This is a genomic window from Gordonia sp. L191 (assembly GCF_030077625.1).
In the GTDB taxonomy this organism is placed as follows: domain Bacteria; phylum Actinomycetota; class Actinomycetes; order Mycobacteriales; family Mycobacteriaceae; genus Gordonia; species Gordonia polyisoprenivorans_A.
Genome location: NZ_CP125996.1, coordinates 887,879 through 900,755, shown reverse-complemented (window position 1 = coordinate 900,755; position 12,877 = coordinate 887,879). Strand labels below are relative to the sequence as shown.

15 protein-coding genes are annotated in these 12,877 nt (G+C 67.5%); 5 read left to right on the top strand and 10 right to left on the bottom strand.

Annotated elements, in window-relative coordinates; translation table 11 throughout:
• Window positions 1-2: 2 nt before the first annotated feature.
• Window positions 3-1,532, bottom strand: coding sequence for a CoA-acylating methylmalonate-semialdehyde dehydrogenase (locus QNM97_RS04150; RefSeq protein ID WP_283821718.1), 1,530 nt, complete (start codon window positions 1,530-1,532; stop codon window positions 3-5).
• A 187-nt stretch (window positions 1,533-1,719) separates the two neighbouring features.
• On the opposite strand from QNM97_RS04150, the gene QNM97_RS04145 reads away from it, so the two are divergent.
• Window positions 1,720-2,178 (top strand): flavodoxin domain-containing protein, encoded by a 459-nt coding sequence (locus QNM97_RS04145; protein ID WP_283821717.1) that lies wholly within the window; start codon window positions 1,720-1,722, stop codon window positions 2,176-2,178.
• On the opposite strand, the gene QNM97_RS04140 is transcribed toward QNM97_RS04145, so the two are convergent.
• Entirely contained in the window at window positions 2,108-3,130 is a 1,023-nt protein-coding gene (locus QNM97_RS04140) for a DMT family transporter (protein WP_349632348.1), read from the bottom strand. The two genes, QNM97_RS04145 and QNM97_RS04140, sit on opposite strands and share 71 nt — an antisense overlap.
• A 56-nt stretch (window positions 3,131-3,186) precedes the next feature.
• Here QNM97_RS04140 and QNM97_RS04135 point away from each other — a divergent pair, with 56 nt between their 5' ends.
• The 4 genes from QNM97_RS04135 to QNM97_RS04120 all read left to right on the top strand — a co-directional run bounded on the left by QNM97_RS04135 (window position 3,187) and on the right by QNM97_RS04120 (window position 5,522).
• Window positions 3,187-3,555 carry a hypothetical protein gene (locus QNM97_RS04135; protein WP_283821715.1) on the top strand — a complete coding sequence of 123 codons (369 nt, stop codon included), beginning with the start codon at window positions 3,187-3,189 and terminating at the stop codon, window positions 3,553-3,555.
• Complete coding sequence (locus tag QNM97_RS04130) at window positions 3,552-4,055, top strand: SixA phosphatase family protein (protein ID WP_283821714.1); 504 nt, start codon at window positions 3,552-3,554, stop codon at window positions 4,053-4,055. The genes QNM97_RS04135 and QNM97_RS04130 overlap by 4 nt, the downstream gene beginning before the upstream one ends.
• 131 nt (window positions 4,056-4,186) lie before the next feature.
• Complete coding sequence (locus QNM97_RS04125) at window positions 4,187-4,579, top strand: ArsR/SmtB family transcription factor (protein WP_502874986.1); 393 nt, start codon at window positions 4,187-4,189, stop codon at window positions 4,577-4,579.
• A 328-nt stretch (window positions 4,580-4,907) separates the two neighbouring features.
• Window positions 4,908-5,522 carry a TetR/AcrR family transcriptional regulator gene (locus tag QNM97_RS04120; RefSeq protein WP_283821712.1) on the top strand — a complete coding sequence of 205 codons (615 nt, stop codon included), beginning with the start codon at window positions 4,908-4,910 and terminating at the stop codon, window positions 5,520-5,522.
• On the opposite strand, the gene QNM97_RS04115 is transcribed toward QNM97_RS04120, so the two are convergent.
• The 8 genes from QNM97_RS04115 to QNM97_RS04080 all read right to left on the bottom strand — a co-directional run bounded on the left by QNM97_RS04115 (window position 5,523) and on the right by QNM97_RS04080 (window position 12,745).
• Complete coding sequence (locus QNM97_RS04115) at window positions 5,523-6,560, bottom strand: esterase/lipase family protein (protein WP_283821711.1); 1,038 nt, start codon at window positions 6,558-6,560, stop codon at window positions 5,523-5,525.
• Between the two features lie 73 nt (window positions 6,561-6,633).
• Complete coding sequence (locus QNM97_RS04110) at window positions 6,634-7,434, bottom strand: variant leucine-rich repeat-containing protein (RefSeq protein WP_283821710.1); 801 nt, start codon at window positions 7,432-7,434, stop codon at window positions 6,634-6,636.
• A 4-nt stretch (window positions 7,435-7,438) separates the two neighbouring features.
• The gene (locus tag QNM97_RS04105; protein WP_283821709.1) at window positions 7,439-7,594 is read right to left on the bottom strand and encodes a hypothetical protein; all 156 of its coding nucleotides are present in this window, start codon (window positions 7,592-7,594) and stop codon (window positions 7,439-7,441) included.
• Window positions 7,591-7,824, bottom strand: coding sequence for a hypothetical protein (locus QNM97_RS04100; RefSeq protein ID WP_283821708.1), 234 nt, complete (start codon window positions 7,822-7,824; stop codon window positions 7,591-7,593). Before QNM97_RS04100 ends, QNM97_RS04105 begins: the two co-directional genes overlap by 4 nt.
• A 126-nt stretch (window positions 7,825-7,950) precedes the next feature.
• Window positions 7,951-9,072 (bottom strand): DNA polymerase IV, encoded by a 1,122-nt coding sequence (locus QNM97_RS04095; protein ID WP_283821707.1) that lies wholly within the window; start codon window positions 9,070-9,072, stop codon window positions 7,951-7,953.
• An 84-nt stretch (window positions 9,073-9,156) separates the two neighbouring features.
• Complete coding sequence (locus QNM97_RS04090) at window positions 9,157-9,915, bottom strand: hypothetical protein (RefSeq protein WP_283821706.1); 759 nt, start codon at window positions 9,913-9,915, stop codon at window positions 9,157-9,159.
• A 281-nt stretch (window positions 9,916-10,196) separates the two neighbouring features.
• Entirely contained in the window at window positions 10,197-11,066 is an 870-nt protein-coding gene (locus QNM97_RS04085; protein ID WP_283821705.1) for a carbon-nitrogen hydrolase family protein, read from the bottom strand.
• A 2-nt stretch (window positions 11,067-11,068) separates the two neighbouring features.
• Window positions 11,069-12,745: a flavin monoamine oxidase family protein gene (locus QNM97_RS04080; protein WP_283823093.1), complete on the bottom strand. Its 1,677-nt coding sequence runs from the start codon at window positions 12,743-12,745 to the stop codon at window positions 11,069-11,071.
• Window positions 12,746-12,877: the final 132 nt, after the last annotated feature.

Here is a 12,877-nt window from a genome sequence, read left to right as displayed (position 1 = left end):
GATCAGTCCATCGTCGGGATGACGAACTCCGCGCCGTCCTTGACGCCCGACGGCCAGCGCGAGGTGACGGTCTTGGTCTTGGTGTAGAACTGGATCGACGCGGGACCGTGCTGGTTGAGATCGCCGAAGCCCGACCGCTTCCAGCCGCCGAAGGTGTAGTAGGCCACCGGAACCGGGATGGGAACGTTCACCCCGACCATGCCGACCTCGACGCGGGCGGTGAAGTCGCGGGCGGCGTCACCGTCCTGGGTGAAGATCGCAACACCGTTGCCGTACTGGTGATCCGAGGCGAGGGCGAGCGCCTCCTCGTAATCGGCGGCGCGCACGATGGCCAGCACCGGTCCGAAGATCTCGTCGGTGTAGATCGACATGTCCTTGGTGACGTGGTCGAACAGCGTCGGGCCGATGAAGAAGCCGTTGGACAGATCCTCGTCGCCGAAGGTCTGTTCGTTGCTGCCACGCTCCCGACCGTCGATGACCAGTTCTGCGCCTTCCTCGACGCCCTTGCCGATGTAGCTGCGCACCCGCTCGAGCGCTGCGGCGGTCACCAGCGGCCCGTAGTCGGCCTTCGGGTCGAGGGAGTGCCCGACGCGCAACGCATTGACCCGGTCGACGAGCTTGGCGCGCAACCGTTCTGCGGTCTGTTCACCAACCGGCACGGCCACGCTGATCGCCATGCACCGCTCCCCGGCGCTGCCGTAGCCGGCGCCGATCAACGCGTCGACGACCTGATCGAGGTTGGCGTCGGGCATGATGATCATGTGGTTCTTGGCGCCGCCGAAGCACTGCGAACGCTTGCCGTTCGCCGCGGCGGTGGAGTAGATGTACTGCGCGATGTCGGAGCTGCCGACGAAACCGAGTGCCTTGACGTCGGGGTGATCGAGCAGCGCGTCGACGGCCTCCTTGTCGCCATGGACGACCTGGAACACACCGTCGGGAAGCCCTGCCTCGGTGAACAATTCGGCAAGTCGGACCGGGACCGACGGGTCCCGCTCGCTGGGCTTGAGGATGAAGGCGTTACCGCAGGCGAGCGCCGGGCCGGCCTTCCACAGCGGGATCATCGCCGGGAAGTTGAACGGGGTGATGCCCGCGACCACACCGAGGGGCTGACGAATCGAGTGCACATCGATGCCCGAACCGGCACCCTCGGTGAACTCGCCCTTGATCAGATGCGGGATACCGATGGCGAATTCGATGACCTCGATGCCGCGCTGGATGTCGCCGAGGGCATCGGCGTGGGTCTTGCCGTGCTCGAGCGAGAGCGTCGTGGCGATCTCGTCGGCGTTCTTGTTCACGAGATCGACGAAACGCATCAGCACCCGGGCGCGCCGTTGCGGATTCCACGCCGCCCACTCCTGCTGGGCCTTCTTGGCCGTGTCGACCGCCTTGGCCACGTCGTCGGTGCTGGCGAGCGGGACCTGTGCGGCGATGGCGCCGGTGCTCGGATTGAAGACGTCGGCGAAGCGACCGCCGTCGGCGGTCACCTTGGTGCCGTTGAGGTAGTGCGGGATGGAGGTGGTGGTTGTACTCACCGCGAGATCACCTGGACTTCTGCTCGGGGGATTTTGGGGACAGCCCCAATACTAGGACATCCAAGTAATTGCGCAAGGGTCCCCCGTCACGAAGCGGCGGCGACTGTGGTGAGCGGCATCAACCGGACCGGATGGTGGAGCACTCGTGAATTAGGGTAGCCTTGCCATGTTTTCCGAAGGGAGTCCTATGTCCGTCGTCATCCTCTACGGCACCGAGACCGGCAACAGTGAGCTGGTCGCCGACGCCATTGCCGACGCACTGAGCGTCGATCACGACCCGTCGATCTACGACATGAGCGAGTTCGCGGTGGAGGATCTCGACGCCGGGGACTTCCTCGTGGTGATCTGCTCCACGTACGGCGAAGGCGAATTGCCGACCGGTGCCGAGCCGTTCGCCGACGAACTCGATGCCCTGACCCCCGACCTGACCGGTCTGCGGTTCGCGGTGTTCGGACTCGGCGACACGGTCTACGGCGAGACCTTCAACCGCGGCGGCGAACTGATGGCCGAGAAGCTCACCGCGCGGGGCGCCACGCAGGTCGGCGAGCACGCCCGCCACGACAACTCCTCGGCGGTCAAGCCGAGCGTGATGGCCGCGACGTGGGCGCAGAACCTGATCCCTGTGATCGATCCGGTAACCGCCTGATCTGATCACCGCCAGCCGACGCTCCGGGCTCGGGCTGGGCCCGGGGCGTCGGCGCATCCCCGGTCGGTTCGACCCGCGCGCCCTCGGCGGCAGTGTCCCCGGATAGCACGGGCGCCGGTTGGCCGGGCAGGGTGCCGCACCGGACCGCCGATTCCTTGGCCAGCTCGACGACCGACCGGATCATCACCGCCAGCACCACCCCGAGGAACAGGGCCGTCGTCGTCGACACCTTGAGGTTCTCGCCGAGCAGCACGACGCCGAGCGCCATCGCGACCGCGGGTTCCATCACGTTCATCGCCGGGAACGACGTCTGCAGGTCGCCGGCACCGAAGCCCTTCTGCTGGGCGATGATCGCCCCGGTCGCGACCACGACGAACAGGTACAGCTCGGGGTGCAGGAACAAGTGCATCGGATGATGCAGCAGTTGGTAGACGATGGTCTTGATCAGCAGCGCCGACACCCCGAACAGGGTGCCCGCGGCCAGCCCGTAGAACAGTGCCCGATAGTGCGGGGTCGAACGCTCGGCGCACGCCACGCACAGCACGATCACCGCGGCGACGGCGGCGACCGTCGCCCACACCACCAGGTCGTGGGGTCGGCGCATCGACGGTTCGGGGCGCGAGATGAGCAGGAACGTCGCCACGCAGATGACCAGCACCGCACCCCACGCCCACTCGCGTCTGGCGGGATGACGCCGATCGGCCCACGCCTCGAGCGGCAGGGCGAACAGCACCGCGAGCACGACCAGCGGTTGCACCAGCAGAATCGATCCGAGACCGAGTGCGGCCGCCTGGAGCGCGAAGCCCGCGATCGCGATGGACGCCCCCGCCCACCAGCCACGGGTGATCGCACCCGACGCCCGGGAGGCACGCTGACGCAACACGGTTCCGGCGGCGATCAACAGTGCCGCGAGAACCGCGAGTATCGCGGGAACCCAGGAATGCACGTCCACAAGGCTAACGGTGCGCCTACCCGGGAGGCGAGGTTTGCACGTCGTAGGTTGGAACCATGCGGTTGCGATCAGAACTGGAAATCCTCGCGACCCTCGACGCCACCACGATCGAGGCCGTGTGCACCGACCCCTCGCTCGTCGACCGCCTGATCGTGGCGTGCCTGGACGAGGCCGCCGACTCCGACACCGCCGCCGAACAGGCCGAGACCTGCGCCGAGGCCGGCGTCGATGACGACGACATCGACGACGACATCACCGTCCGTGATCGCGGCGAGTGGGACCACGCCGCCGAAGTGGCCTGCTTCCATCGGCAAAAGGCCGCGGCGTGGCGGGCCACCGCCCGGGTGTTGGCCCTCTCACAGCGCTCCCGCGACACGCCATCGTCGCGCCCGGCGCCGATCCGCAACGGCCGGGGCGTGGCGTGAGCGAGGTCGCCGCGCCGGGGCGGACGCTGGTCCTCCTGCGGCACGGCAAATCCGGTTACCCACCCGGCGTCGGCGACCACGAGCGCCCGCTCGCCGATCGCGGTCGGCGCGAGGCAGCCCTGGCCGGTCGATGGATGACCGAGGAGGGACTGGCGGTCGACGCCGTGCTGTGTTCGACGGCCACCCGCACCCGGCAGACCCTCGACCGAACCGGGATCAGCGCCCCGACCGTCTATCTCGACGACCTGTACGGCGGCAGTCCGTTCGACGTGCTCGAGGCGCTGCGTATCCATGCGCCCGCCGACGCCGCGACCGTGCTCGTCGTCGGCCACGACCCGGGTATGCCGACCACCGCACTCACCCTCGATCCCGAGAGCACGATCGACCGCTTCCCCACCTCCGCCTACGCGGTCGTGCGCATCGGGGTGCCCTGGGAGACGATCGGCATCGACCACGATCCCGATGCCCGCCTTCTCGGCGTGCGCGTTCCTCGCGACTGATCTCGCACCGGCCGCACCTACCGGCCGCTTCGGTGACCGCCGATCTCGGACTTGTCCCACGCAGTCCGGCGTCGTACTATCGATTACGCAATGACGTAATCCATCAATTCATCGTTAATCCCAAGCGATGAATGACCGAGGAGCCACCCGTGTCGACCAACGGATTCTCCGGCACCGACCAGCCGCTGTACGAGATCAAGGCCAACCTGTTCAAGGCGCTCGCCCATCCGGCGCGCATCCGGGTCCTCGAGGTCCTCTCGGCCAATGACTCGCCCACCCCGGTGAGCGAGCTCCTGACCATCATCGACATCGGCCCGACGACCATGTCGCAGCATCTCGCAGTGCTCAAACGTCATCACGTGGTCCGCTCGACGCGCACCGGCAACGCCGTATTCTACACACTTGCCCATCCGAAGGTGTCCGAGTTGCTGCTCATCGCCCGGACCTTCCTCGCCGACACACTCGACGAGCAGCGCGAACAGTTCGACGCGATCTCCGCACTGCCGCCCGTCGTCCGGGCCTGACGCGACCGCGACCACCGGTAGCCCCCGACATCCCGGCGACCGCGGTGCACTCACCCGGCCGGAACCACCAATATCGAGTAATCGGTTGCAGCCCAACAGGTTGTGGGCAGATTCCGCATACGCTGCGGCCCCGGGGACCGGGCAGGCCGCGCGGCGGGTTGCGGCCGTCGGGCGTCGATGTGGGTACCATCCGTGATGTTCACTGTTCGTCCACTGAGCATTGTCCACAGAGATATATCCATCGAGTCGCGTCCACCGACTCACGTCCACAGCAGAACAAATGTCTCGGCCAACGCACCATCGGCCAGACCACACAGAGGAGAGACCGATGCGGTTGAGTGTCGCCGAGCGACGCCGACTCGCCATCGAGGCCACCTTGCGGGTCATCGCGACCGAAGGTGTCGAGAGTGCCACCACACGGCGGATCGCCCTGGAGGCGGGCGTTCCGCAGTCGGGGCTTTTCTACGCTTTCGACAGTCGCGACGAGTTGCTCGCGGCGGTGGCCGAGCATGGCATCAACGAGGAATTGGATGCGCTCAACGAGCGGATCGGCGCGCTCGAGGAACGCTCGAGTGACGCACCACTACATCCGCGCGAGGTGATCCGCGCCGGATTCGAGAGCTTCGCCGGAGACGTTGCCGGCAATGCCACCCGCGAGCGTGCGCTGATCTCGCTCGGACTGTTCGCACGCCGCACGACAGGCTTGGAACCGCTGGCCGAGTATCTGTACGCGCGCTACACCGAGTTGGTCGTCCGGATGCTGCGCGAGGGCGCGCGGCTCGGCGGATTCCGTTGGGCGGTACCCGAAGAGCAGATCGCTCCCGCGGTGGTGGCGGCCGCCGACGGGCTCACCCTCGGCTTTGTGATGACCGGTGATCAGGTATCGCTCGAGCACACCACCGATGCCTTCGTCCGGATGCTCGGCACGTACGTCACCGTCTGATCAGCCGCCGGTCACCGGCGACACCGGTACGCACGGCACCAGGCGCGGATGAGCCGGGTCGAGGGCGTTGAGCACCAGCGCGGCAGATCGCCGGTTCGCCACGATGGACAGATGGTCGGCGTGATCGATCGGACAGCCTTTCTGCACAACGATATTGGTGACGTCGGTGCCGGGTGGTCCGGGAAGGATGCCTGACGAGTACGGGGCGACGATCTCGTCGTCGCGGGTCACGATGTTGGTGTACCGCACCCCCGGAAGGTAGGGCGTGGGCAGGCGGACCGCCTGGTTGAAGTTCAGATCCGCCGGCGCGGGTGTGCATTCGGGACACGCCGGATGAGCCGGCGGCGCAATTCCCAGGCGCGCACGGAATGCGGCGATCGTCTCGCCGCGGACGTCGTCGTCATCGGGGCCCTGCCGCCAGTACGGCGCGAGCGACACGTAGTGGGCCACATGGCCGCGCCCACCAAGGTATTTCAGCCAGTAGGTGGGGATCTCGGTGCCCAACGAGTGTCCGACGATGTCTACCTGATCACTGCCGGTCGTGGCGCGCACGTGGTCGATGAATTCCTTGATCTGCCAGGCGCTGTCGGGTTTGGGGCCGAGCCCGCCGAGCGCCGAGACCGGCCACACCGTGCCCAGCGCACCGTAGGTGGGTGCGAACACGCAGTAGCCGGCGTTGACCAACACCGGTGCCAGCGTCGCCCAATTCGTCTGCCGCCCACCGCCACTGCCGTGAACCAGGATCACCGGCCGCGGGTGGGCCGCCGACGGGCGGCACGAGTAGTCGTTGGTGCCGGGCAGCGACCCGCCGGGATGGGCGAGTTCGGCGGAGATACCGGCCAGGAAGTCGTAGGTCACGGGTAACGGGGTGTGCGGCCGGGCCTGGGCCGTCCCGATCCCGAGAGCCCCGATCCCGAACACGGAGGCGATGACCATCGCCGCAACGGCGACGGACGTGACGCGACGTCGTCGGCCCCGACTCCCTGGCGGACGGCAGTGCCCGGAGCGGCGCACGCGGTGATCGAGAAGAAACGACACGCCTTACGGTAACCCCGGGCGGCGAAGGTCGAGAAGACCTTGCTCCCCCGCAGTTGAGCCGCGGCTGATGCCGTCAGCCGTGACGGCGGCGGGCCACCGCCTCCCGGGCCTCGGGTGCGCCGTGCGCGGCGAGCCAGTCGAGCAGATCCGGATACGTCGCGGGATTGGCGGCGAGATGAATGTGCAGATCGCTCGCTGTTGCGGCGATCTGCGCGAGAACGGCCGGGTCGGTGGCGGGATCGGCGGCCTGTGCGGCCGTGAATCCGTGCCCGGGTGTCGTCGGTCGCGCCACGATCTCGGTCGGCGGATCGACCGGTGGTGAGATGCCCACCCCGCGTGGTCCCGTCGGCGGATTCGGGAACCGCTGCCCCGTCGGCGGATTCGGGAACCGCTGCCCGGTGGGCGGGTTCGGGAACTGCTGCCCGGTGGGCGGGTTCGGGAACTGCTGCCCGGTCGGCGGGCTCGGGAACTGCTGCCCGGTCGGCGGATTCGGGAACCGCTGCGCGGGGGGTGACGCCCCGGCGGTCGCGACGCGGGTGCGCCAGAGGTATCCGATGTGGGCGATCGTCGTCGACGCCCCGGCGAACGGATCCATCCCGGTGCCGAGGAGCACCGTGTACAGGGCGGCGACGGCAAAGAGGAGGATTGCGACCGGCCAGAACAGGAAGACGAAGACCAGTGCGACGAGGCCGATCGCACCGCCACCGATCAGCGCGCGCATCCCCGCGCCCTGCGGATTGGGTCCGGTGGGGGCGGTCGGGCGCGCAGGTGAACCGAACGGCCGACCACCGAAACCGGGATTCGGGGCGCCGGGATTCGGGAAACCGGGATTCGGGAAACCGGGGTGGTCGCCGGGACCGGGAGGCATCGTCATGTCGTCACCCACATTCCGCCGCGATGTTGCGGGTGTCGCTCCGGAAGCCCGACTCGCTGATCAGCCCCGAGGAGGAGTCCACGTCCTCCCCGTCGGAGCGGACGCCGGAGTCGTCGTAGTCCTTCGCCGCGTCGGCGAGCGCGTTGAGCTCATCGGTCACGTCGAATTCGGAATCGTCGTCGAAGGCGTTGAGCGCGGTCCGATACGCCGAGCAGAGTTCCGAGCGGCTCGTCGAGTATCCGCCGACAGTCCACCGCCGCAGCCTCCGGCGAGCGCTCCGATCAGGCCGACGAGCACCAGTGCTCCCGCGATCGCCGGCAGCAGTGGGATGCGGCCGGCCACCTCGGCTGCCGGTGTGGGCCGGCGCGGCGGTGTCGGGGGTGCGGTCATCGGGAAGCTCCTGCGAGGACAAGGACGTGGCGAGCGCTCAACGGTATCAACGACGACCCGTTCGTCGGTGTCGTCCGTTTGGACGCAATCGCAAGTACGTGCCGAGCCGACCCGGAGGCCGTCCCCTCAGTCCGCCTCGCCCCCGTCTCCCACACCGCCGTCCGAGTCCTCGAGGAGATCGAGGCGCACCCCCAGCAGTCGGATCGGCCGTCCCTGTTCGAACTTGCCCAACAACTCCACGACGACCGGGGTGATCACCGCCGCGTCGGTGCCGGGGACGGACAACTTTCGCGACTTGGTCCGGGTGTAGAAGGTGGAGGTGCGTACGGTGACGGCCACCCGAAAGGCCACCCGCCCCTCCGCGACGACCTGGGTCAGTAATTCCTCGGTGAGTTCGGTTGCTGCCGCGGCGATCTCGTCGGGCTCGGTGAGATCGGTGGCGAAGGTCCGGGATTTGGAGTGGGATTTCGCGACGAACGGTTCGACGGTGATGGTCGAGTCGCCGCCGCCACGGCAGAGTACGTACAACCAGTTGCCCTGGTGCGGGCCGAATCTCGCGATGAGGTCCTCGCGGGAGGTGGCGATGAGCTCGTCGACCGTGTGCACCCCCATCTCGGTCAGCTTGTCCGCGGTGCGCGGACCGACACTCCACAGGTCCCGGGTAGGAGCAGAACCCATGAGCGGCAGCCAGTTCCGGTTGTCGAGCAGGAACACGCCGCCGGCCGACTCGTCGCGCTTGGCGAATCCGGTGGCCATCTTGGCGCGTTGTTTGTTGTCGCTGATACCGATACGACACGACAGCCCGCTGCGGTGCGCGACCTGTTCGCGCAATCCGGCCGCGAGGTCGCGGATCTCGGCGTCGGTCCCGTCGTCGACCCCGGCGTAGGCCTCGTCCCATCCCCAGACCTCGATGGGGTGGCCCGACTCCCGCAGGATGTTCATGACCTGGGCCGACGCCGCATCGTAGGCCGCCATGTCGAGGGGTAGATACACCGCGTCGGGCATCTTGCGGTAGGCGGCCCGCAGGGGCATCCCCGCTCGCACACCGACGGCACGCGCCTCGTACGACGCGCAGGTCACGACCTTGCGTGCCTCGGTCGGATCCCCGTTGCCACCGACGATCACCGGCACCCCGGTCAACTCGGGGCTGCGCAACCGTTCCACCGCGACCTGGAATTGGTCGAGGTCGATGTGCAGGAGCCACCGGTGACGCACGGGAGTCGGCGATCGGTGGGTCGACTCACTCACCTTCGCCACGATACCGCCGACGCCGCGGCGCCCGAGCACGATCGGGCGCGATCGGGCGCCGCAGAGATCGGCACCGGGATCGGCTCAGACCGAGCCGAGCAGCCTGAGTCCGACCTGTTCACACGCCAGCGCCAACGAGTGCCGGTTGTAGCGCAACAACGTCAGATCCGACGTGCCCGGCGCCAACCGGTCACCGGCGGCCGGCAGCCGCTTCTCATCGGGTACCGAGAAAAATGACGCCGCCTTGCTGACGGTGATCTCGAACCACGCCCGCTGCGGACTCGTCAGCACTGGGACCACTTGCGCGAGAACCGAATTCATCATTGCCCGATCGCGATGCAGCGGCGGCGGAACCAGATTGAGCGACCGCGACGCCGTCGCCACGTCGGTGGGATCACTCAACGCGTGCGCAGACACCAGCAGGAAGGCCAGACGCACCAGGTCCGACCGGGTGGGGTCGCCGCCTTTCGCGGCGTCGGACAACAAGAAACCCTGGGCACGGACCGGGAGCGCACCGGCGACCCCACGCAAGGGGTGGCTTACACCCCGCCCATCAAGGCCCCGATCATCAAGGCCCCGGCCATCGAGGCCAGGGTTTCCGAGGGCATCGCGCAACATGCCCGACAGGACGTCACTGGTGCGCAGATGCCGGGCGATACACGCGCGCACCTGTGTCCGCGCCTGCTCGTCGAGTTCCCACGGTGGCGTCGACGATGCGTCGGTCCCGTTGTCGCGCACCAGCATCCGCAACGCGGGCAGGACGATCACCTCTTCGACGTCATAGGCCTCGAGGATCGCATTTCCGCCGAGAAATGCTCGGCGAGTGCGTGTTTCGCACTCCATGAAGTCGAACAAGATGCAGCCCCCATGTGTTGAATCGATGGTCCGCCGACGTCCCCGAGCGCCAGTTACTGACGAGTAGATCTCGTACCGAGGAGTAAGTTAGACCACATTGGGTGCTGTGTCCAGACCTGGCCCACATTCACTTGCGGTAACGCGCGTATATGAATTACGCACGCGCCGAACGGAATACAGTTCAGCGAACATGGGGTGTCGACGGGCGAACTGCACGCGCGATCGACGAGGCGCGGTTCACTACCCCATCGGCCAGTGGACACGCGGCGTCAGTACAGCTCCGGACGCCGATCGGCAAGATATCGCCAGGTCTCGCGTGACCATCGAAGAGTGTCACGGTCGGCGGTGGCGATGACGACCCGCTCGTCGCGTCCCGCCGACACATCGACGGTGCCACCGGGACCGATCATCTCGGTGAGACCACCGAACACCAGATCCCGTTCGCTACCAACATAATTAGCGTAGGCGAGGTACACCTGGTTCTCCAATGCGCGCGCGGGCAGCAGGATCTGCTGCACCTTGTCGTAGTCGGGCATGTTCGCCGTCGGCACACAGATCAGATCTGCCCCGCGGATCGCCAAGTCGCGCACCATCTCCGGGAACTCGACTTCGTAACAGATGAGCATTCCCATCCGCCACGACCGGAAGTCGACCACCGGTGCACGCGTCGCACCGGCGGTCACCATCGCGGCGTCGAGGTCGCCGAACAGGTGCGTCTTGTGGTGGGTCGCGATCGTCATGCCGTCGGCGTCGACGAGCCGAATCGTGTTGTACACAGCCTCTTTCACACCGTCGCCCGTCCCCTGACCGGCGGTCACGCACTCGGCACACCCGTAGAGCACCGCGAGCCCGTATCGCGAACACAGGCGCGCCACCGATTGCGCGATCGGACCATCGGGTTCGTCGGCTCGTGCACGCGCAGCCGTGGCGTCGATGTTGTAGCCGCACAGGAACATCTCGGGGGTGATCAGCAGATCGGCCCGCCCGGCCACCTCGGCCATGACGCGCTCGAGCCGCTCGAGGTTGCCCGCGACGACGCCCGCGTGATCGTCACGGTCGGAATCGGCGGTCGGTGCGCACTGCCAGAGCGCGAGTCGCAGCGCATCCGGCGACTCGGCGTCCGGTGATCGGTCGGTCATGCTCATCCCCCGATGTCGATCGGTCCGAGTTCGGCGTAGCGGTCGCCCGGCCCCGGGTTGTCGGGGTGGCACCGCCCGCCGAAGTGCGTCATCACGCCCCAGACCGCGTTGAGTCCGGTCTGCACCGCACCCTCCACCCACGCCGGGGTGAACGAGACGTCGTCGCCGGCGATGAAGATCCCCCGCTCGGATTCGGGAAGGAGGTGTTGATCGTGGAAGTGGCCGTACATGCGGGTGTTGTACCGGTAGTGACCGGGCAACGCACCCTTGAATGCGCCGAGGAAGTTCGGGTCGTCCTCCCAGGAGACGGTGATCGGACGGCCGACGATGTGTTCGGCGATGTCGAGATCCGGGTAGATCTTGCGCAACGCCGAAAGTGCCAGCGACACACGTCGTTCCACGGGGTGCGGCAACATCTTCAGCGCGTCGCTCATCCACGAGTAGGACAGGCAGATCACCCCGGGCCGGTCGGGGCCGTTGTCGAACAGATAGGTACCGCGGGTCAATCGGTCGGTCAGCGTCATGCTGAGCACGTCGCGTCCCGTGCGCGGGTCCCGGTCGGTCCAGAACGGCCAATCGACCATCACGAAGGTCTTCGAGGATTGCATGTACCGGGTGCGGTCGAGGGCCATCCACAGGTCTTGACTGAACAGTGCCTCGTCGCACTCGATCTCAGTGGAGAGCAACCACGCCTGGCAGGTCGCGATGACCGCGCCGAACACCCGTGAGTCACCCCACCGGTCGGTGACCTCGATGCGGTTGGGTCCGAGCCGACGCAGTGAGCGCACCCCGGCCCGTGGGGCACCGTGATGCAGCGACGACAGGCTGGTTCCCACCGGCCAGTGCGTGATCTGTTGTGGCGCATCGGCCCACAATGCCCGTGGCACCTGCTCGGCGCCGCCGACGATCAGGTGCTGATCGGAGTCACAGTTGGTCAGTACCACCCGCAGGATCTCCAGCATCGAGTTGGCGAAGTCCGAATCCCAACCGCCGGTACCGAATCCGACCTGGCCGAACAATTCCCGGTGACGGAACGACAGCGAGCCGAACTCGGTGGAGGTCGCCAGGAAGTCGTAGAAGCTGCGGTCGTCCCAGTCGGCGACGAGCGCGTTCCATCGGCGCTTGAGCTCGACGGTGTCGCGCTCTCGAATGGCCTGCTGCAGACCGGTGTAGCCGGCGATGCGTTCGAGCGCCGCGTCCCACGCGTCGGAGATCTCGCGGTAGACCGGCGGCAGGTCGTCGAGGGTGCGGGCGTAAAACGTCTCGCCGCCGATGTCGATCACCGTGCTCCCGGCGGCCTCGGTGAGCGGGTTCGGGAACGGCGCCGACCGCAGACCGAACCGGTTCACATAGCCGAAGAAGGCGCTCGACGAGATCGGAAAGCGCATGCCGCCGAGCTCGGCGACCTCCGGTTCACCGGGCACGAACGGCTCCGACCGGAGCCGTCCGCCGATGCGATCGGGCTCGTAGACGACCGGTCGCAGCCCCATCCGCATCAGCTCGTACGCCGCGACCATCCCGGCCATACCGGCACCGATGACGGCGACCTCGGCACCGAGTGCATCGGGCGGCACCTCGCCCAGCCCGGCGGGATGGGCGATCCAGTCGTCGTAGGCGAACGGGAAGTCGGGGCCGAAGATGGTGATCGGGGCAGCGGACGGATCGCCGTCTACCGGCATCAGGTGATCGGGGTTTCCCACGCCTGTAGAGGTTAGGCGGTGCGCGCCCATCCGTCCGTGGGTGACGCACAACACACCGGGCCCCGGGAACCATCGGTCTCGACGCGCCGACCTCTTCTGCGGTGCCCCGGG

What these genes read in the sequence shown, in the direction of transcription:
- QNM97_RS04145 (WP_283821717.1), top strand. Translation starts at nt 1,720, where the DNA reads ATGTCCGTCGTCATCCTCTACGGCACCGAGACCGGCAACAGTGAGCTG.
- QNM97_RS04135 (WP_283821715.1), top strand. Translation starts at nt 3,187, where the DNA reads ATGCGGTTGCGATCAGAACTGGAAATCCTCGCGACCCTCGACGCCACC.
- QNM97_RS04125 (WP_502874986.1), top strand. Translation starts at nt 4,187, where the DNA reads ATGACCGAGGAGCCACCCGTGTCGACCAACGGATTCTCCGGCACCGAC.
- QNM97_RS04120 (WP_283821712.1), top strand. Translation starts at nt 4,908, where the DNA reads ATGCGGTTGAGTGTCGCCGAGCGACGCCGACTCGCCATCGAGGCCACC.
- QNM97_RS04110 (WP_283821710.1), bottom strand. Translation starts at nt 7,434, where the DNA reads ATGACGATGCCTCCCGGTCCCGGCGACCACCCCGGTTTCCCGAATCCC.
- QNM97_RS04100 (WP_283821708.1), bottom strand. Translation starts at nt 7,824, where the DNA reads ATGACCGCACCCCCGACACCGCCGCGCCGGCCCACACCGGCAGCCGAG.
- QNM97_RS04090 (WP_283821706.1), bottom strand. Translation starts at nt 9,915, where the DNA reads ATGGAGTGCGAAACACGCACTCGCCGAGCATTTCTCGGCGGAAATGCG.
- QNM97_RS04085 (WP_283821705.1), bottom strand. Translation starts at nt 11,066, where the DNA reads ATGACCGACCGATCACCGGACGCCGAGTCGCCGGATGCGCTGCGACTC.
- QNM97_RS04080 (WP_283823093.1), bottom strand. Translation starts at nt 12,745, where the DNA reads ATGCCGGTAGACGGCGATCCGTCCGCTGCCCCGATCACCATCTTCGGC.